The sequence below is a fragment of the Helicobacter acinonychis genome (assembly GCF_900461455.1).
GTDB lineage: Bacteria > Campylobacterota > Campylobacteria > Campylobacterales > Helicobacteraceae > Helicobacter > Helicobacter acinonychis.
The window spans coordinates 768,020-788,565 of record NZ_UGIA01000001.1 but is presented as its reverse complement, the minus strand read 5'-3'; the positions used below and the strand labels follow the sequence as shown (position 1 = coordinate 788,565).

14 protein-coding genes, 1 tRNA gene and 3 pseudogenes are annotated in these 20,546 nt (G+C 35.7%); all 18 read right to left on the bottom strand.

Annotation, left to right across the window (positions count from 1 at the left end):
* Positions 1–20: 20 nt before the first annotated feature.
* On the bottom strand, positions 21–2,045 hold the full coding sequence (locus DYI00_RS03715; RefSeq protein ID WP_011577983.1) for an RNA degradosome polyphosphate kinase: 2,025 nt from the start codon (positions 2,043–2,045) through the stop codon (positions 21–23).
* Between the two features lie 93 nt (positions 2,046–2,138).
* Positions 2,139–2,216 (bottom strand) — tRNA-Pro (locus DYI00_RS03710).
* 58 nt (positions 2,217–2,274) lie between these two features.
* Positions 2,275–3,380: pseudogene (locus DYI00_RS03705) on the bottom strand (restriction endonuclease subunit S).
* Between the two features lie 13 nt (positions 3,381–3,393).
* Complete coding sequence (locus tag DYI00_RS03700) at positions 3,394–5,025, bottom strand: N-6 DNA methylase (RefSeq protein ID WP_104687576.1); 1,632 nt, start codon at positions 5,023–5,025, stop codon at positions 3,394–3,396.
* Positions 5,015–7,297, bottom strand: a complete 2,283-nt coding sequence (locus tag DYI00_RS03695) for a DEAD/DEAH box helicase family protein (RefSeq protein WP_104709182.1) — start codon at positions 7,295–7,297, stop codon at positions 5,015–5,017. The genes DYI00_RS03700 and DYI00_RS03695 overlap by 11 nt, the downstream gene beginning before the upstream one ends.
* A 170-nt stretch (positions 7,298–7,467) precedes the next feature.
* A pseudogene (locus DYI00_RS08725) lies at positions 7,468–8,140 on the bottom strand (type I restriction endonuclease).
* Between the two features lie 48 nt (positions 8,141–8,188).
* A complete protein-coding gene (locus tag DYI00_RS03685; protein WP_104709181.1) occupies positions 8,189–10,084 on the bottom strand; it encodes a motility associated factor glycosyltransferase family protein in 1,896 nt (631 codons plus the stop codon).
* Entirely contained in the window at positions 10,072–10,221 is a 150-nt protein-coding gene (locus DYI00_RS07995) for a hypothetical protein (RefSeq protein WP_158296024.1), read from the bottom strand. Before DYI00_RS07995 ends, DYI00_RS03685 begins: the two co-directional genes overlap by 13 nt.
* Positions 10,190–10,489 carry a hypothetical protein gene (locus DYI00_RS03680; RefSeq protein ID WP_143485605.1) on the bottom strand — a complete coding sequence of 100 codons (300 nt, stop codon included), beginning with the start codon at positions 10,487–10,489 and terminating at the stop codon, positions 10,190–10,192. Before DYI00_RS03680 ends, DYI00_RS07995 begins: the two co-directional genes overlap by 32 nt.
* Before the next feature lie 319 nt (positions 10,490–10,808).
* Positions 10,809–11,579: a TerB family tellurite resistance protein gene (locus DYI00_RS03670; RefSeq protein WP_011577973.1), complete on the bottom strand. Its 771-nt coding sequence runs from the start codon at positions 11,577–11,579 to the stop codon at positions 10,809–10,811.
* 9 nt (positions 11,580–11,588) lie between these two features.
* A complete protein-coding gene (locus DYI00_RS03665) occupies positions 11,589–11,903 on the bottom strand; it encodes a membrane protein (protein WP_011577972.1) in 315 nt (104 codons plus the stop codon).
* A 1-nt stretch (position 11,904) separates the two neighbouring features.
* The gene (locus DYI00_RS03660) at positions 11,905–13,392 is read right to left on the bottom strand and encodes a DUF5644 domain-containing protein (protein ID WP_011577971.1); all 1,488 of its coding nucleotides are present in this window, start codon (positions 13,390–13,392) and stop codon (positions 11,905–11,907) included.
* 11 nt (positions 13,393–13,403) lie between these two features.
* The gene (locus DYI00_RS03655; RefSeq protein ID WP_011577970.1) at positions 13,404–13,892 is read right to left on the bottom strand and encodes a hypothetical protein; all 489 of its coding nucleotides are present in this window, start codon (positions 13,890–13,892) and stop codon (positions 13,404–13,406) included.
* Positions 13,877–15,613 carry a M3 family oligoendopeptidase gene (locus tag DYI00_RS03650; RefSeq protein ID WP_104687573.1) on the bottom strand — a complete coding sequence of 579 codons (1,737 nt, stop codon included), beginning with the start codon at positions 15,611–15,613 and terminating at the stop codon, positions 13,877–13,879. Before DYI00_RS03650 ends, DYI00_RS03655 begins: the two co-directional genes overlap by 16 nt.
* A 100-nt stretch (positions 15,614–15,713) precedes the next feature.
* On the bottom strand, positions 15,714–16,964 hold the full coding sequence (locus DYI00_RS03645) for a cation:proton antiporter domain-containing protein (RefSeq protein ID WP_011577968.1): 1,251 nt from the start codon (positions 16,962–16,964) through the stop codon (positions 15,714–15,716).
* 350 nt (positions 16,965–17,314) lie between these two features.
* Positions 17,315–17,875 (bottom strand): outer membrane beta-barrel protein, encoded by a 561-nt coding sequence (locus tag DYI00_RS03640; RefSeq protein ID WP_011577967.1) that lies wholly within the window; start codon positions 17,873–17,875, stop codon positions 17,315–17,317.
* Between the two features lie 73 nt (positions 17,876–17,948).
* Positions 17,949–18,859, bottom strand: a pseudogene (locus DYI00_RS08720) (DUF3519 domain-containing protein); the annotation flags it as partial.
* 256 nt (positions 18,860–19,115) lie between these two features.
* Positions 19,116–20,507, bottom strand: a complete 1,392-nt coding sequence (gene gltX, locus DYI00_RS03630) for a glutamate--tRNA ligase (protein WP_011577964.1) — start codon at positions 20,505–20,507, stop codon at positions 19,116–19,118.
* Between the last annotated feature and the right edge of the window lie 39 nt (positions 20,508–20,546).

Here is a 20,546-nt window from a genome sequence, read left to right as displayed (position 1 = left end):
TATTGTTTGAACGATAACCCCTAAAGTTTAAGGGTTTGTGTTTCAAAATAATCCTGTGAATTTAAAGGATCATCAGGGTTTGAAATTTTAGTGTAACAACCTTTAGAACCCAACTCATAGCGTTTTAGGGTGTCTTTTAATTGGATTTCTAAAATACGCAACAATTTATGAGCGATCTTTGGGGTTGTGGCTGGAACTAGCAATTCCACGCGCCTTTCTAAATTTCTGGGCATCAAATCCGCGCTAGAAAAATAGATATTCTCATGTTTAAAATAATAAATGCGTGCATGTTCTAAATATTTCCCCACAATAGAATACACCCTTATATTTTCGCTCAAGCCTTTGACTAGGGGCTTTAAACAACAAATCCCCCTGATAATCAAATCAATTTTAACCCCTTTTTGAGAGGCCTTATAAAGCCATTCAATGATCTCGCTATCCACTAGCGCGTTAGCCTTTAAAATGATGTAGCCTTCTTTTTCATGCTTCATTTCATTTTGGATCAAATCAATGATTTGCGTTTTAATTTGTTTGGGCGCCATAAAAAGCGTTTCTAGGGTGTTGCTGGTCGCGCTGCTTGTTAAAAGAGAGTGGAAAAGTTTGATAATATCGTTAGCGATTTCATTTTTCGCGCTAAAAAAACTCACATCGGTATAGATTTTAGCGCTCAAAGGGTTGTAATTGCCCGTGCTTAAATGGGTGAAATGGCGTAATTGGTTGTCTGTTTTTTTGGTGATCACAAGCATTTTGGCATGCACTTTGAGTTTAAAAACACCATAAACGACTAACGCGCCCGCCCTTTCTAGAGCTTTTGCCCAGTGTAAATTGCTCTCTTCATCAAAGCGCGCTTTCAATTCCACTAAAACGCTCACTTGGATCTTGCTCGCTGCTTCAATCAGAGCTTTGACAATGGGAGAATGCCTGCCCACACGATAAAGCGTCATTTTGATAGAAAGCGTGGTTGGATCACTAGCGGCTTGCTCTATCAAGTCAATCACAGGTTCAAAACTCTCATAAGGATGGAACAGCAACAAGTCTTGTTTTTCTATGGATTTAAAGAGATCGTTTTCGTTAAAGTGGGGGTGGATTTTAGGCGTGAAATTGGGCGATTTAAGGGTTTTAAAATCGCTATGATTGACTAATTCCCACAAATCCCCTAAATTAAGCATGATAGAGCTTTTATAGACATGCATTCCGGTGAGTTTGTGTTTTTTGTAAGAGTGGGTTTGGAAACTCCTTAAAGAGGCTAAAAGGGTGTTTAAAAGCTCTTGGCTCCCGTTTTGAATTTGCAAGCGCACGATTTCGCCTTGATTTCGTTTCCTTAAGCTCTTACTCATCAAATCCGCATAATCATGCGCTTCATCTTCAACGATTGCAATATCCGCATCGCAAGTTACCCTAAACGCCATGCAGTCTAAAATTTCATGCTCTAAAAACAATTCTTCTAAATGCGCTTCTACAATTTCTTCAGCTAACACAAACAAGCCTTTTTCTAGCTCCACAAAACGGAAGATAAAAGAGGGGAGTTTGATGAGTGCATGAGAGGTGATTTGGGTTTCTTTGTCTTTAATATGGGCAAAAAGGGCGAAAGTCAAATTCGCTAAAGGCGGAAAAGTGTGCGAAGAATCCAACTTAAAAGGCAAGACTAACGCATAAAGTTGCTCTTTAAAATAAGTTTTAGCCTTAGCTTTTTGCTCTGAATTAAGCTTGCTATAAGGGGTGATACAAAGCCCCTTTTTAAAGAGTAGGGCTTGGATTTTTTGAAATTCTAATTCTCTTTCTTCAATTTCATGCACTAAATAATGCTTGATTTTTTCTAATTGCTCTTCAGGGCTTGCACCATCAACGCCTTTAGAGGCGATTTTATGCTCATAAAGTTGCTTAAGCCCAGCCACTCTTATCATGTAAAATTCATCTAAATTCGTGTCATAAATGGCTAAAAACTTCAAGCGTTCTAATAAAGGCAAGCTCTCATCTTTAGCTTCATTCAAAACCCTTGTATTAAAAGCTAACCATGAAAGCTCTCGGTTAAAGAAACGATTCAATAGAAATCCTTTAAATCATCATGTTTAAAAATTGATTTTGTTTAGTGTGATTATATAATGAAATGATAATAATTGAAGTTTTTTTAAAAGTCATGGTCGGAGTAGCGGGATTCAAACCCACGACCTCACCCACCCCAAGGGTGCGCGCTAATCAGGCTGCGCCATACTCCGCAATCAAAAAGACAGATTCTAATATAAGTTTGCTTAGGTATTGCTTATTTTTGGTTTTTTATTTGGGTTTGACTTGTTGTTTTAAGAGTAGGGGGAGTAAAAAGTCTCTAATTTGTTCTAATTTTTTAGAAGTTCTTGTGTTAATGGATATAAGCGTGAGTAGGGGCATGACAATTTCGTTAAATTTTTTAATTTCATGTTTAGACGGCATGTAAATAGGATATTTTTTAAGTAATTTTTTTTGTAAGTGTTTAAGGCTAGTTCCTTGAAAAAAGCTTTGATTGATATGGTTTTTTATGCTTGAAAGAAGTAAGTATAAATAGTCGCTAAATTCGTTAGCACAAATACACCAAGTATCCGTTGAATAAGAAGCTTTGCCTCCATAAAATTTAATACCAGCATTACCTCCAGTGTTTAAAAAGCAATTTCTACCATCAATAAGCGCTTTAGGGTATGATAGGATATTGTCTCCGCTTGTAAAAAAGGGGTACTTATCTTGGGTTTTTTGGGCGTTTTTAACCATAATACTAGATTTAGGATTTTCAAGGATGATTTGTTCTAGCTTTGCGTTTTTGGATTTGTGTTTGAAATAATATTCATAGATTTTATAAGCGAGCGTTTGGATAAGCTCATTGATTTTATGGTTGTTCTCCACTTTTTGATCCAATACAGAAAGCGTGCGGGCTATTTTTTGTTGTGTTTCTAGTGGGTAAAGTTTAATTTTAACATTAAGAAAATCTAATGGCGTGATAGAGGGGTAGCTAGAAGTCCCACATTCTGCGATGCGTTGTAAGTAATGAACAATCTTATCTTGTGTAATATAATAATACAAATAATTAGGGTCTAATTTTTCTAAGTCTATAACATCTATTACGATAAAAGCGGTAGAAACTAAAAAAATTTTTGGAATTTCTTTTAAATCCCAAAGTGGCGTTGGTTGGGTCTTACGCTAGAATAAATAATGCTATTAATGGAGCATTTTCGTTTAGCTCTTGAAGGCAACTTTTCTTTTGTTAAATCAATTTTTAGAAAAGTATTTATTCTATTGTTTGTGATATTATCAGTATATAAATAACAAACTTTTTTGTAATTATCTTCTTTAGTGTAGTTGTTTTGATTGATAGCAATTACTAAATTATTTTTTAAATCTAAAAGTTTAGTCATATTAGTCATAATATTAGTCATAATTAAGATTTCCTAAAACCTCTAAAATCTCTTGTTGCAAATGCTGGCTTTCATCAAAAAGGCTTGTCAGTTCGCTTGAGTATTGTTGCATCAAGTTTTCAAACTCTGTTTGGCTTATTGTTTCGCTCGCGTCTTCTATAGTGAAATACTGCCCAGGATTTAAAGAATAATTTTTTTCTATAATTTCATCAAAAGAAACCACAGCGCAAAAATCCGATTTTTGGGTTTTATTTTTAAAAGTTTCTAAAATCAAATCCATATCGCTTGTTCTTAAGCGTGTTTTTTTGTTTTTGTTTTCGGTGTATTCTTCGCCGAGTTTGGAAGCGTCAATTAAAATCACTTCATTTTCGCTTGGCGTTTTTTGGAAAAAGATGACGCTCACATTAGTGCCGGTGTTGGCAAAAACTTGGCTGGGCATGCAAATCACCCCATAAACGAGCTTTTCATCCACTAAATGCCTGACAATCTTATTTGCTACTCCGCTTTTAGCGCTGATGAATCCGGTTGGCACGACGATAGCCCCCTTACTCTTTGGATTAAGCATGCTCAAGCAATGTTGGAAAAAGAGCGTGTAAATGGGCATTTTGCTTTTATCGTTTTTAGGGATATTAGGCACGCCTAAGGAAAAATCGCTCTTGTTGTTAGAAATTGTTGCATGTTCGTTAGAAAAATCCAGTTTGAAAGGGGGGTTGCTTACAATGTAATCCATTTTTCCTTTGTAGTCTTTGGAATGGTAGGGGTTCGTCAAGGTGTTACCCTCAATGGCGTTTTTTAAAGAGTGGGTCAAGTCGTTTAAAATGAGATTGAGTTTAAGCATCTTTAAGGATTTTTGCGAAATATCTTGGGCATAAAGGGTGCAAGAATCGGTGCCTATTTGGTGGGCTAGCGCTATTAAAAGCGTTCCTGTGCCTGCACTTGGGTCATAAATCTTTTTGCTTTTAACAGGCTCATTGACTAAAAGCTTGGCAATGATACTAGCGATGCTTAAAGGGGTGTAGTATTCGGCGTATTTCCCTCCGCCGGCGTTATTGTAATCTTTGAGTAAGTATTCAAAAATGGGGGCGAAAAAATCATAGCCTTGCTGGTTTTGTAAGTTTAAAAAAGCGTTTTTGAAATTAAAATTTTTGAGTTTGTCTAATAAAACTTTTGTAAAATTAGCCCTTTTAGACTCTTCGTTAATGTGTTGTGAGATGCTTTCAAATAAAGCGATAGTGGTTTTGTCTGTGCTGATGGTGTTAAAAAGTGCAGCATTGTTGCTAGAAATATTGTTAAAAATAGCGTCTAGCTTGATGTGTAAATCGTTATCGTTAAAATGTTTGTCAAAAAGATGGTTTAAAAGCTCATCATAAGAGAGTTTGGGGAGTTTTTTATCGCTTAAGGTGAGAAAAAAATCTTCTTTTTCTTCTTCGGTAACATCTTTATAATCTTGTATGGTTTGATTAGGAAATTCTTGCTCAAAAAGGAATTCAAATTTATCGCATAAGAATTTATACAAAAAGCATTGCGTGATAATCTTGTATTCATTGCCATCATTCCCTAAACCAAAACTCGTGCAAATGACTTTTAAATCATCAATGAGTTTGAAAGTGTCTTGTTTGATTTGTAATAAAGCGTTATTGGGCATTGAAATTTCCTTGATTGTCATTTTGTGTGAGTTCGTCAAAAAGGGTTTGAGCGATGAAGTCGGTTTCTTTTTGTAAATCTTTTAAGGAGGGGTTTTCTTTGAAAGCGTTCCTTAATTCTCTTTTTATGGCAGTTTTTAGGGTATCTTCTTCGCTTAAGGTTTCTTGACGCTTAGAAATACGCTCATCAAGAGCGCTTTTTAGCGCGCTTAAAAGCGTGAAAATTCCCATTGGGTTAGAAATGTTTTGATCCATAAGGCGTTTATGCGTGATCACATAAGATAAATCATTATTGTATTTATTTAATAAAAGGGTGGTTTTTTGATTGGCTTTTTCTGCTTGGGAAACAAGCGTGTTGCAAGCGGTAGAAATTTCATTAAAATTATCACTAGTTAGGGGTTCTTGGAGCAATTTTGAAAGCTTTTTAGAAAAATCTTGAAATTCCTTACCTTTTTTGTCTGGGCTGTTTTCTAAAACCTCTTTAGCTTGCTTGTATTTGGCGCTGATTTCTTCTCTTTCTTTAAAACGCAATTCTTTACTTTCTTTAAACTCTATTTTAAAGTCTAAAAGAGCGATGAGGTCTTCTAAAATGATTAAATCGTTAGTGTTTATGGCTTTGTTGATGTTTTCTTTTGCGTGGAGTTGTTTGGCTTTTTGGTTAAGCATTGAAGAGATTTTGCTGATTTTTTCAATATCCATTTTTTCTTTTAAGGAAAGGATTTTTTCATCGTTAGAAGTTCGTATGATGTTGTAGCGCTCTTTAAGCGTGTTAATGGCGTGTGAGACTTTTTGAAGCTCTTTCATTTCGCTTATACTAACAATGGCGTTAGTCATGGCCTCTATATTGTCAATGGGGTAATCAAAAAGGTCGTTATAGGCGTTTTTAATGTCTTTTTCTAAAGTATTAGGATCTGCAAACATATCTTTAGTATTGGAATCGCCTTGATTAGAGTCGTTTAGATTAAAGTCGTTTAATTCTCTCAAGTAATCATCAGTCGTTTGCTTAAAGTTTTCTTCAATACCTACAAAATCTATAAGGTAGCCATAAGACATGTTGTTATAGGGGCGATTCACCCTAGCTAGGGCTTGGAGTAAATTGTGTTTGTCTAATTTTCTGTGGATATAAAGGCGTTTGAGATTGGGTAAATCAAAGCCGGTTAAAAGCATGTTATACACAAAGACTATATCTGTATCTTCATGCTTGAAAGAATAAATCTTTTCTTTGATTTCTTGTTCATCATGCAAAATTAGGTCAGATTTGAGTTTGTTTAAAATTTTTAGATTAGGGTGGTTTTGTAAAACTTCTTCTTGAACTTCATTAAAAAACTCATTAGCTTTTTTAGCTTGTGTGCTTGAAGAGCAAACCACCATGGCCTTTAAATTTTCATTATGATCATTCAATTGCCTGAAATTCAATAAATCTCTAATGACATAAGAGAGCATGGCATTAATGTATTTTTCATCATTAAAAACAGCTTCTTTTTTAATTTTGGTGTCTTCAATAGTGATGCTTTCTTGTAAAAGGCGATAGATTGCTTGTAATTTTTCTTTATAGTTCGTTTCAATGCTTTCTAATTGGAGCTTTAGGGTGTGTTTGTCTTTAATGGATTCTGTATAAGAATAGGTGTGTAAATAATTGCCAAAAGTGTTTTTAGTGGCCTTATCTTGTGCGTTGTCTTCTAATAGTGGCGTGCCTGTGAGGGCGATTTTGATCGCTGTTTTGTCGCACTCTATCAAATTAGCGTAAAAGCAACCTTTAGGATCATAGCTCCTGTGGGCTTCATCTATAATAAACACCCTTTGTAAATCGTGGTCATCTTTTATCGCTTCTTGCAATTCTGTCTTAGAAACGATTTCTTTAGGCTTGTTGTTAGAAAGATCTTTATTTTCATTAGAGTCTTTTTCATTGGGGTCTTTGAATCGCTGGATATTCACAACGACGATTTCATCATTCCCTTGAGTGCCATCAAACACGCTAGGGTTTTTTAATTTTTGGCTTAATTCTTCTTTATTTTTTGGCTCATGCACTTCAAGACCTCTTTTTAAAAACTCGCTTTTAGCTTGCTCTAATAAATCCAATCTGTCTACAATAAAATAAAATTTAGTTTTTTTATTGAGGGGGTTAAAAAAGTCTCTTATGATTTTGGTTAAATGGTAGGTTAAGGCGGTTTTGCCGCTGCCTTGCGTGTGCCAAATGACGCCTTTTAGGGGGTCTTTAGGGTTAGTTTCATAATGCTTTTGCAATTCTTTTAAAACATTCAGACTCGCAAACATTTGCGCATAACGCCAAATGTGTTTTTTAAACTCTGATTTTTCTTGTAAAAAACTAATGCCGTATTTTAGGATAAAGCAAAGCCTTTTTTGAGAACAAAACGAAGTTAAAAGGGAGTTTGTGGGGGTGTTTTTAGGGCTTTTTGGGTAGTCTGCGGTGAGATCAAATTCTTTTAAGATCTTTTTTTGAATTTCTTCAAGCGATCTGTGATTTTGATGATTTTCTGGGGGGGGTAATATCTAGTTTATCGGCTTCAACAAAGCGTTGGAAAATAGGCGAATAAGAAGCGCTATAAAATGCGCCTTGATGGGGATTATTTTCATCATAGGGTAAGTTATCGCTAAAGATCCAAATTTGCGTGAGGTTATAAAAGATTTTGTTAGCAGGGTTTTTATAGCGTTTGATATGGCGATCTCTTTCATCTTTAATGCCCTGTCCGGCTAAAGGTTGCTTAACCTCTATATTCACTAAAGGCAAGCCATTAATAAAAAGGGTTATATCAGGTCTTATAGGGATTTATAGGGTAATTCAGCCATCATTTCATAAAGATTATTGTTAGGGTTATCAAAATCTATGATTTGATGCTCGCTTTTGAACAAATATTCATAAAAGCTTTTGCCTAAATCTTCATTATTCAAGCGTTTTTCCATGCCATTAAGTGCATCTTTTGCGTTTTTAGTGGGGTTGGGGTTTAGTTGGTTAAAGGCTTTAGTGAAACTATTGGTTAGAATATTAGTGGTTGTATCTAAGTTAGGCTTATCTTTTTGAGAAATAAAGTTATAACCCAACTCAGCTAAATGCATTAAAGCAGGGACTTGAACCCTTGTTATTTCGTTATATGGCATGCATACTCCTTTTACTTAAGCTTGTTATTATAGTGTAAAAATTAAAAATCATGGCTTTTTGAGTTGCATTTGCAATAACAAACAAGCTTCTTTAAGGAATTGTTTTAAAGTGTTTTGAGAGCGTTTGATCAATTCTTTAAGCTCATTTTCTTTGACATGCAATGAAACGATTAAAACGCTTTGTAAGATATGCGCCACACTCCCTTCAAATAAAATGCCTATGGTGGGGTTTTTAGTGCTGGTTGTTTGACATAATATATTCAAATTATCCACCCATTCAAACACTTCTTGTTTGCTTTGGCAGGGCGTATTTAAAGATTTAAAAAAACTTTCTTTAAAACGAATAAGATTTTTTTGTAAATTTTTTAAATCTTTAGCATGGTTATTTGGGGAATTAAACATGTTTTTAATGCGAGCGATAGCTTCTTGTTTGTTGGAATTTTTTAATTTGATTTGAGAGTGATCAACGCTAAAGGCATGCTTGATTTTAGCCCCATAGCTTAGGTTGTAGACTTTTTTAGGCTTATAATAAATAAGGGCTTCTTCAATCCTTTCTTTAGAGAGCAAAAAGAGCGAGTCGCTAAAAGTTTCATAACCTTTAAAATTACCCTCCACGCTTATTAAAGATGAAGTGTCAATTTCTTTTTCATTTTCATAATAGGAATTTTTAGCGTGTTTTTTAAACCCTTTGATATAAGCGCAATCTAAAGCGCACAAATAGATTTCATCGCTCATTAAACTCGCTAAAGCCACCCCAGCATTGCCCACAAAAGGTGCTGCATATTCTACACTTAAAGGGCTTATATACGCACAAGCGCTCCCCCCACGCATAAACATAAACGCTTCTTTAGCTAAAAAAAAGGCGTTAGGATTGAGCATGTTAGCCCCTATTAAAGGGGTGTCTTTTAGGGGGGCTTTTTCTAAAACCTCTTTAAGATAATCAATGCGCTCCACTTCTATTTGAAAATCCACTTTAATGCCATGCGTTTTTAAAGGCTTTAAAGCGGTTCCGCATGAAAAAATGATGCAATTTTCTTCATTTTCTTTTAAAAAAGGCAAAAGTAAATCCAAACTTGGCCCATTACCCACCACGCAAATGGGGGCGTTAATCTTTTTGGGTTTAGTTTTTAGGGTTTTGTATAGGGGCAAGTTTTTAAGCGTGTTTTTAAACCCTAGCAATTCATCTTCAAAACTCCCCCAACCCCTTAAGGCTTGTTTGTAATAATTTTGAATATTTTCTCGCATACGCGCATTAAAAGCGCTTTTATAGGGCATGATTTCTAGTTTCAAAAAAGAATGCGTAACAGGGCGTTTCAAAAAATCAATTTTCAATTCATTAGGGTTAAAAAACCCTTGAATAAAGAGTTTAGCCCCTTTGATAATCAAATCTTCATAACGCACAAAATAGCAACTGATCTTAAACAAATCTAAATTTTCTTCAAACAAATAAAGCGAATGGAAGCGGTAATTTTGAGCTTGTAAAATGGCTAAAAACAACCCATCTAAAACGCCATAAATCATCGTAGGGGGTAAGAATTGCCCCAAAGAGCAAGGCGTTTGAGTTTGATTTAAAAAGTTTGGGATCGCATGCGTGGCTTTAAGGGTTAGGGGGAGTTTGTGGTTATTTTGATTTTTTAGATAATTTAAAGAGAGGTGGTTATTGTCTAATGACCATCTGGGATTATTTAAGGGGCTATGTGCCATGTTAAAAGCGATTTCTATCATCTGAGCTTTAGGGTAGCTTAAGGCGTTTGTGGGTGTGTGTAAGAGGTTGAAGTGGTTTTTTTCAAAAAGCAATTGGTAATTTTTAAAAGGCGTATTGAGAGCGTTAAAAAGATTGGGGTGATAGGATTTGAAAAAAACTAAATTATCCCTAAAACGCTTTGAAATTTCTTTTTCTAAAAAGGGTGCATCAAAAGATTCTAGGGCTTTTAAAAAGGGCATTTAATTTGGGAGAGTTTTTGCTTCTGTGAGTGTGTGATTCCATATTGAAATACAAACATGTCAATTAATTTCGCTTTAGGGTAGGGGTAGGTGGCTTCATCGCCATCAAAAGCGATCGTTTCTATATTTAACACCATCAATAATTTCCTTATGATTTTTATAAAAATCTTTAATACACAATAAAGCCGTTTTATTAAAGGTTGTAAAACTGCATTTTAGCTCTTTATGGTCTTTATAAAGTTTTTTAAAAGTTTCACAAAAATAGGTATCAAATGTGCAAACATTTCCAAATATCCCTAGCATTATTTTTGTGATTAGGGTTTTAGTAGGGTTGTATTTTTGCTTTTTAAAGCATTGTTCTAGCTGTTTGTAAGTTTCTATTATTTTTTCTATATTTTTTTTCATCACAGTTATTTGCATCAATATTCCATGTTTCTTTGTCTAATTGACTAATATAATCAATAATTAGGGAGATACACTTTTAAATTGGTTTCTTCAAGTATGAAAGGAGAGCGGTCGCCCCAATTGACTAAATAAAAGCAAAGTATAGCGCATGCTCGCTCTTGGTCTTTTTGATGCCCTTGCGATCTAAAGCAGTTGTAGCAAAACTCAAAAGATGTGCAACGGCGAGTTCCCTTAACCATACTTTTATCAAGAACGCTCTGTATAGCCTCTTTAATGGTGTTTTTTGTTATTGTATTTTCCATTATATCTCCTGTGGATCTTAAGATTTTAAATTTGTTTCTAAAAGTTGAGAAGCGAGGGCGATTTTTTTCAAAGAGACAAATTCTTGCTCGTTGTAGCGTTTGTTGTCATTCATTTTATGGTAATAGAGAGCGCTTAAATCCAAAGCTTTTTTCTCTAATTCTTGCGTGGTGGTGCTAGTTTCTTTGGGGATTTCAAAAAGATTTTTTGCGTCTTCTAAAGACATAGGGATTTCTATTGCATTAAAGCGTTCAAAATTATCATAAAGCTCGTTAAAATCGTGATTGTCTATCTGTAAAAACGCCCCCACATCTAAAAACAATTCTTTTTCTTTGCTATCCAAGATCCCATCAGCATAGGCTAGTAACATAAGGAATTCCACTAATTTCAAGCGTTTGGTGTATTCCCCATGCGTGTGACTGGCGATTTCTTCGCACAATAATTCAAAATTTTCTTTTTTATCTATAGGCTCATTAAGAAGCTCTTTAGCTAAATTTTGCTGCTCACTGTTTAAAGATCGCTCTAATTCATTAATAAAGAGTGTTCTTAAGGCGTTATCCAAAGCGTTTTTTTGAATGTCTAAAAACTTTAAAAGACGCATATATGCGCCAACTTGGGTTTGCTTGAATTTGTCTAGGGGGCTAGATTGCACCAACAAATAGGGGTCATCTTTCAAGTCGTATTCTTCGGTTTTGGCTTTGGAGTTTAAGGGGTTTTTCAAATATTCTTTGAGAGTGTTATAAAAATAAAATAACACAATCGCTGCAACAATCAATAAAATGATTTCCATATTTTTCCTTTATGAGTATTTTTTCATTTGTTCTTTAAGGTCTTGTTTTTGCTTGAGCTCTCGCTCTTTTTTGGCTTGATAGAAACGCATTTGCTCTTCTTTTTGCTTGTTTTGCAAGATGATTTTCCTCTCATGGTTTTTTTTAAGCCGTTCTATGTATTCTTCTCGTTTTTCTGGGTCTTGGAAACTCACAGGGCGGACAAAAAAGACAAACACGATCAATATGAATATTCCTAGAGCGATCATTTCAGAGCCTTCGCCATTGAAAGCATACCAAAGCCCCCCCATCAAAAAAGCGAGAGCGAGTTTTAAAAAAGCGTTCATTTTAAATGAAAGTAACTTTATGATAATGCACATCAAGCCCTAGAGCTTGCTTGTTTTTTTCCCCCATAGCCATTAGCGCGATTTGAGATAAAAATAAAGTAGGGGTGTTGTCATTATCTCTTTTATAAAATTTTGAAGCTTTAGGGCTCAAATTTTCAAAAGCGTGAAAAAGCCCTAAAGAATGCACGATTAAAAAATCCGCCCCTAAATCAATCCCTAAATAGCGTAAATGCGCGCATTGGAATAAGCCACTTGTTTCATTGGCTTCTAAAAGGGGGGCGTAATTTTGAAAGGACTCTAAAAAATTAGGGCTTTTTAAATGGATTTTATTGAAAAAATGATCGCTTTTTTTAATGCGAGAAAATTCAGCCCCTAAAAACGCATCAAAAGGGCTTTTCAATTCCCATGCCAAAAACGCATTAACCCACTCATTAAGATAAACTACCTCAACGCTTTTTTCATAAACGAGTTGGTATTTTTTCAAATCTTCGTTGATGGAATTGATGGTTTCAGGGTTGTTGTCTAAAATTTCTTTAGCATGCAAGATATTTAAATACGCATCTTCTTCGCAAAAAATAAGCGAAACGCCATTCGCTTTGGCTAGAGCTAGATTATACGCGCAAGCTTTAAGAAAGTCATGCGTGCTAATAATCTTCCCATAATAGCCCCCATCATAACAAAAAGGCAGATCAATAGTTTTTTGCCCCATTTTTTCTAAATAGAGCTTAGCGCTTTTTAAAAGAGAGTGCACGTTTAAATGCTTCGCATAAGCGTTAAAGAGTGCGCAAGTTTTGGGAGAGTTGGGCGTTTTAGGGGGGTTAGAGTTGTATTGAAAAAGGCTTAAAAGATTTTTAGCAAAATCTTTCCATGGCTTGATTTTAGAATTGGTGAGCATTTCTTGCAATTCATAGATTTCATGGTCAATATTATCATCGTTTTTATAGAGGTAATGTGCCACGCTTAAAAAATTCATCACACCGCTTTCAGGATTAGAAATCATCTCTAACAATCGGTTTTGCTCTGTGGGGTAGCGCTTCATCAACCATTTAATATACAAGAAAAAACCATCGCCCAAATACTTGGGGTTTGTTTGGGGGTTGATGAAATTGATTTGAATAAATTTTTCTAACTCTTCTTTTTCGCCTTTAGTGATATAGGGGACTTGTTTGAAAAAATCTTCATAGTTTTTTAAAACTTCCTTTTCATCAATCACCAAATCTTTTAAAGCGTATCGTTTAGACAAAGGCTCTAACACCCATTCTTTAGAAAAAAACGCCACCAAATCGCTCACTTTAGCGTCTTCAAACACCGCAATTTGGTTGATCTTAAGCGCGATATTTTCATTATAGCTCACGCCTTTGAGTTGTTTTAAAATATCTAAAAGGTATTGATCTTCTTGGTATTCTAAAAAATAAGACTCATAAGAAGGGTTGTAATCTTTTTTGGCTTCAAAACGAAAGACTTTTAAATGCAATTTCAAAACGCTCATCAATTTTTCCTTTAGCTTTTGTGTAAATTTTCTAAAATGGTGCGATTTTTGGAGTTAGAAAAAAGAGCCTCTTTAGAATCTAACCATTCTTTAGACTCTCGTTCGTCTTTCTTTGGCTCTTGAACGATTGGCTCTTCTTTTTGAAACACTTCGTACGAATCGCAACGATTGAATAAAACGATGTTTTCATTTTTTTCTTTGATGAGGATTTGAATGATGCTAGGAAGTTTTACTTGAACCACGCTACCGATATTATTAGGACCAAACCCAGCTTCAAACTGCACGCTTTGTGTGTCAATCATCAAGCTTTCTAAGGTGTATCCGGCTAAAACAAACAGCACCAACGAGCCAAATTTTTCTTGGATTTCTTTAGGGAGCTTGGGGGAAAAATCAATCGCATCTCTTTCACACAAAAGGTTAAAACTCAAATGGTTTTTAGATAAAAATTGCAAGTATTCCATGCAATGCTTGTTGTTTAAAAGCCTTAATTCTTTTTGCATGCGATTAGCCTTTCAAATTCTTCTAATAAATGGCGTACCTCTTGCATGCCAATTTCCCAAAATTCTTTGCTATCAATGTCAAAGCCAAACATGGATACTAATTCTTTAGGGCTTTTTGACCCTCCTAAACTTAAAAACTCCGTATAAGTTTTAACAAAACTTTTAGCATCGCTTTTCTTATAAAGCCCATAAAGCGCTAAAGTTAAAAGCTGCCCATAACTATAAGCGTAGCAATAAAAAGGCGAATGGATAAAATGGGGGATATAGCTCCACCATAAATGGTAGTTTTTAGTGAGTTTCACGCTCTTTTCAAACATTCTTTGATTTTCTTCAAACCAGATTTGATTAAAATCTTTGGTGTCTAATTCTTCATCCATTTCGTGGATTCTTCTTTCAAAATTGGTCATCACCACTTGCCTAAAAAGCGTAGAAAAAATATCTTCTAACTTGCCTGCAAGCATGAAAAGGAGCTCGTCAGATTTTAAATTCTTTTTTAAATGTTCAAAAAGCAGCATTTCAGAAAAGACAGAAGCGGTTTCTGCGGTGGTTAGGGGTGTATCCATGTTCAATACGCCTTGTTTTTTAGACAATTCTTGGTGGATCATATGCCCAAATTCATGAGCGATCGTGAAAGCGTCTCGGCGATTTCCTGTGTAGTTTAATAGCACATAAGGGTGAGCACTAGGGACTGCACCATGGCTAAAAGCACCGCCTTGCTTAAATTCTTTAGGATGTGAATCCACCCAACCCTCTTTAATCGCTTTAGAAGCGATTTTATGAAATTCAGGGCTAAAGGCTTTAAGGGCTTTGAGTGTTTCTTCTAAAGCATGAGAATAAGTCATGGTGATACTTTCAGCATTTAAAGGGGCGTAGCGGTCGTAATCTTTGAGCTTATGCCCTAAAATTTGTGCTTTTTTGTGGTAGTAACGATGCACTAGAGAAAAATTAGCATTCACAATCTCTATCATGCTATCCACACTCTCTTGCGAGATCTGGTTGTCAATGTGGCGGAAACTCTCCTTTTTGTCGTATTTTCTCAATTTAGTTTCAATGAGCAAATCTTTACGCACCATGTTTAAAATATAAGTGAGCAAAGGGCGGAATTTTTCTAACACCTTGCTAAAAGCTTTTTGTGATTTTTTACGGATCTTGCGTTTGGGGTTGTGCAAGAGAGCTAAAACCTCTTCTTCGCTCAAAACTTGATCTTCAAAAGGGATTTTTAAAGAAGAAAAATGCTCATCAAAAAGACGGCTAAATGCACCCACTCCCACAGGCGAAAGGGCTAGGGCGATCTTTTCTTCATCTAAATTCAAGGTGTGTTTTTTCTTTTCAATAAGATTGTTCAAATAAAAAGCGTGATCTTTGCATTTTTTAATGAAAGCGAGCTGTTTTTTAGTGTCCAAATTCTTAAATTCAATTTCAAAGAATAAGAGATGCTGTTGGATATTCGTGCAAGCCATTCCGCATTGCGAATAAAACTTCGCTTCTTTGGAATTTTTAGCAAAGAGTAGCTGAGCGTAAGTCATCACTTTAGAGATTTTTTCTAACAAGTTTTCATAATCTTTAAGCGTGTTGGCAAATCCTGTAGCGTCTAAAGTTTTAAGGTTATTTTGATGAGCGCTCTCAAATTCTTGTGCTTCTGTTTGTAAGGTTTTTAAAAATTCTTCTGCACTTTCTTTATTCTCAAATAAAGCACTAAAATCCCATTCTTGCTCTTTCATAAAAGCCCCTTTTTATAATAATTTAGAGTTAAAATACGCATGCATTCTAACATAACACTGACAACACAAGCAAGCTTATAGCTTGTGTTTTATAGTGTAATTATTTTTTGGTCGTCTCATTGGCTTGAGTGTTTTTGTATAAAATAAATTGAGCGATGGGCTCTAGGTATTTTAAAATAAAAGGGGTTGCTAGCATAGAAAAGACGACCATAAGAATAAGGAATTGGTGGATGTCGCTTTGAGTGGCGTCTAAAATGTGTTTTTGGTGCAAAAGACCAAAAACCCCTTCTTTTCCTTGCATGTCAAAAAGCTGACGCGTGCCTGAATTTAAGAAAATCACAAAAGAAAACTCTCCGATTTGCGCTAAAGAAAGGGCGTTTTTTATGGCGGTTTTAGCGTCTCTAAAAAAGCGTAAAAGTGCATAAATAATAAAAGTCTTAAAGCTCATCACCAAAATGAGCGAGAAAATGACTGCAAAGAATTTATCTATAAAGAAGCTAATATTGATTTGCATCCCTATCGTAATGAAAAAAAGGGCTAAAAAGAGGTTTTTTAATTGGGCAAATTCTTCTTGAACATTGATTTTATAGCGCGATTTAGAAATCGCCATGCCCGCAATGAACGCCCCCAAAGACATAGAAAACCCAAAAAAATGGCTTAATCCGGCTGCGCTGCAGACAATCACTAAAATCGTGCCTATAAAAATTTCAGGTAAGCGCGTGTCTTTAGCGTGTTCCAAAACCAAATTCGCTCCCTTTTTTCCAGGTAACAATAAAATGATCAAAATAATCCCTGCCGAAATCAGGGTTTTTAAGATAAGGAAACTAACATCAGAATCTTTACTGCTTAAAATCGTCAAAATTAAAAGCATAGGAATAGCCGCAATATCTTGAAAGATCAAAATCCCCACCGCACTTTTTCCCATGGGTGTGTTAAGCTGCTTGGAATCTTCAAAGAATTTCAACACAATCGCGGTTGAAGAGAGCGAAATCCCCATGCCTAAAACAAGGGAAAAAATGGGCGAAAGACCCAAAACAAAATACCCTAATAAAAAAACGATTAAAGTGCATAAAACGACCTGCAAAAGCCCAAAAACGAGCACTTCTTGTTTGATGGATTTGAGTTTGTCAAAATTGAATTCAATGCCTATCATAAACATTAAAAAAACGATACCAAATTCGCCAATTTCAGACAGCAAATTAAAATCATTGATTTTAAAAAAAGCCGCTAAAACCGTTCCTGTGCAAATGTAACCAATAATGACAGGCATGTCCAATTTTTTCAAAAAGATTCCAAAGCCTACGGCAAGCCATAGACCAACAATCACAATGTAAAGTGTGTTATTTTCCATCAAAACCTTGCCCTAATAGAATCATTTATTTAAAAAGTAAAAATAATATCATAATAGCTAAAATCAAAAAACAAAACTATTTTTGAGATCTAGCCGTTAAAAATGTTAATGCAACATTGCTTGATTGAATGCATATAGTTTTTTTGTTATTTAATCTTACTAAAATGATTTTTTGGTAAATAACCGTACTTAAATCAAGATAAAAGGCTTTAAAAATAAAGTTTGTTTTGGCATGATCATAACATTATATTGTACTAAAATGAATTTTTTATTGAGAGAAAAAAGAATGTTTGAAACCCCCATCTTTTAAAAGCGAGTAGGGGTCAAATAGCCACTAAGCAAAAACAAGTTTAGAAAGTATAGACATAATCCACATACCAAGAATAGTAGCGGATAAGCCCCACTTCCTTGCTACCTTGATTGATCATGGGGAATTTCACGCCCCCTTCAAACGCACTGTGTTCTCCTAGACGCATCCTAGCACCCACATTCCACAAAAACTGGAATTTAGTTTGTCTAAAATTATAAGGCCACATCCAAGTGTTCCCAGCTAATTGAACACCGCCAATAAGACCTAGTGCGAATTTATCTAAAGGGATGATATTGAAAATCAAATCGCCACCGCCACCATAGGTGAGTAGATTGGTTTTTCTATTTTGAGTCCCTGCAGTGTTAAACCAATCCAAAAAGCCATACACTCTACCCCCAAACCATTTATTAGAAAAACCTACAAAACCCATTTTGAAATTCAAACCATAAAGGTCATTGCCATAGCGCCAATTGGAGTATTTGCTGTTATAAGGACCATAACGACCTTGCTGATAACCAGCACCCATAAAAAACCCATTCGTTTCGCTAGCCATCGCTAGGCTCGCACTCAAACTTAAAATGCAAGCAATTTTTTTAATCATAAACAATCCTTTCTGTCGAATTAAAATCACACCGTAAGATCGGCGGTTTTTTTAAAAAGTTAAATTTTTTAGAAAATATCTTTTTAGGGTCAAAATTCCGCGCGATGCTTTGGATCTGTTCTTCGTTCATGGCGGTGCGCTTTTGCGTGCCTCCTGTAGTGAAACTGGGCTTTAGATCTTTTGCATTCACGATCGCGTAGTCTAAGTCGTAAATCTCTCTTTCGTTCAAGCGCACCCGACTCTTAGGGATGCTCGCTAAAATCTGTGTGGGGATATCCTCTCCCACTTCTATCTTAGTCTGGCTTTCAAGGTTACCGGCGTTGCCGCGCTCGTGTTCTAATTTGCGTTTTAAGGCTTCTTTCCTTTTAGCTTCTTGTTCTTTGGCTTTTAAAAATTCCTGTTCGCTTTCTTGTGCTTCTCGTTCTAACTTCGCAAGCTTTTCGGCGTTAGCTTGTTTGTGGGGGGATAAATTTGGAGTTTCTGGTGTCAATTCGTTAGGGTTTTCTGGTTTTTTTAATAAAGACTCTTGACTGGTTAAGGGTTTTTTGTGTAGGATTAGGTTTAAGGGTTGTAGGCTGTGGTCTGCTTCCCTTATCTGTGGCGTTAGGTAGTTCAGGACTATAAACGCCATTGCTCCTATCAAACTTTTCAAAATTTCTATTTGAATAAAAATCAAAAATCTTATTCCCATCGTTTAAATCGTCTACCACTAACCCGAGCTTCACGCCGTTATTGTCCCATTCGTAGCCATACCTAAACCCATCTGCAAGCTTTTCAAAGCTGTTTAACGCCACGCTACCGTTCCTTATGACTGCGCCCATGTTCAGCAATTCATCATCAGTCAGCCCACCTGTGTTCTCTATTCCGTAATGCTTGATTAAAATTTTTTTAGCTCCTTGCTTTCTTTGTGCCTTGCTCTAACGAATAAAGATCGTTCAAATCCATGCCTTTGATTTTGGTTTTGTCCAACTCGCCCTTAAACACTTTTAAAACTTGCTGCTGTTCTTCAGAGAGCAAGCTTTCATCCATCTTTTCTAATTCTTGTAAGGCTTTTTGGTATCGGATTACTTTTTCTTTGATCTGTTCGCTCGCTTGTTTGGCGCTTGTGGTAAGCTCTTCAATGAGTTCAAGCGTGCGGTTAGAAAATTTAGCACTTCGCACGCTCAGTTTTAATTTTTGAGTGAAATCGCTTACAGAATGGCTTCTTTCTAACATGCGCTTGATGTGGTCGCTAAGCCTTTTAGTTTTTCAAAAACTTTTCTATTCTTTTAATACTCTCTGTTTTGCCTAAAATAAAAAGCACTTCTTTAAGACCTATCCCACCCCCTTTACCCAAAAGGGCTAATCTTAAGGGCTGCATAAAACTACCCACTTTAATCTTTTCTTCTTCAATGATCTTGTGTATAGCGTTTTCTAAAGCGTTTTCATCATTGAAATCAGCTTGATTCAATTCTAGTTTAAATTTTTCTAACAAGGGCGTAACGAGCACTTGATCAAGTTTTTTCAAAACCTTTTCTTCATACTCTATAGGGGCGATTAAAACCTCATCTATTTTAAGGGCTAATTCTTTTAAGGTTTGAGATCTTTCTTTGAGAGCGTCAAACAAGCGATCTAATTGAGTGGGGTTTAAATGCGAGAGATCGCTAAAATTAAAAGGTTTTAAAAGTTTTAACAATTCTTGCGTGCTTTGGGTTTTCAAATAATGGGCGTTGAGCCAATTGAGCTTGTGCCAGCTAAAGCAACTAGGCGAAGAATTTAAATCTTTAGGGTCAAACAACTCCAATAATTCTTGCATGCTAAAAATTTCTTTATCTCTATAGCTCCACCCTAAACGCGCTAAAAAATTGATTAAAGCCTCTTTAAGATAGCCCATTTCTTGATAGTCCATCACATTAGTGGCCCCATGGCGTTTGCTTAATTTTTGCCCTTCTTCATTTAAAATCATTGGCACATGGAAAAAATTAGGGATTTTAAAATTCAAAGCCTTATAAAGCACGATTTGTTTAGGGGTGTTAGAAAGGTGATCATCGCCTCTAATCACATCAGTAATTCCCATTAGAGCGTCATCAATGGTAACCACAAAATTATAAGTGGGCGTGCCATCACTTCGCGCGATGATAAAATCGTCCAATTCGTTAGTATTCACTCTCACTTCGCCTTTAATCCCATCATTAAAACAAATCAATTCGTTTTGCGGGATTTTAATCCTCACAACAGGCTCTATGCCTTTAGGGGGCGTGCCTTTAAAATCACGATAACGATTATCATAGCGTGGGGTTTCTTTCCTAACCTTTTGCTTTTCTCTCAAAGCGTCCAATTCGTCTTTACTCATATAGCAATAATAGGCTTTGTCTTCATTTAAGAGTTTTTGGATACATTCTTTATAGATTTCAAAGCGTTTGGATTGATAGAGGATTTCTCCATCGTATTCTAACCCTACCCATTTGAAAGCCTCTATAATGGCGTTAGCCGCTTCTATGGAATTGCGACTCAAATCCGTGTCTTCAATGCGTAAAAAAAATTTCCCTTGATTAGCTCGTGCAAAAAGATAATTAAAAATGGCTGTTCTTAAGCCCCCTATGTGGAGATAGCCAGTGGGCGATGGAGCGAATCGAGTGGCAATCAAACTCATTATTCTAACCTTAATAATAAAATGTTCTTATTGTATTCA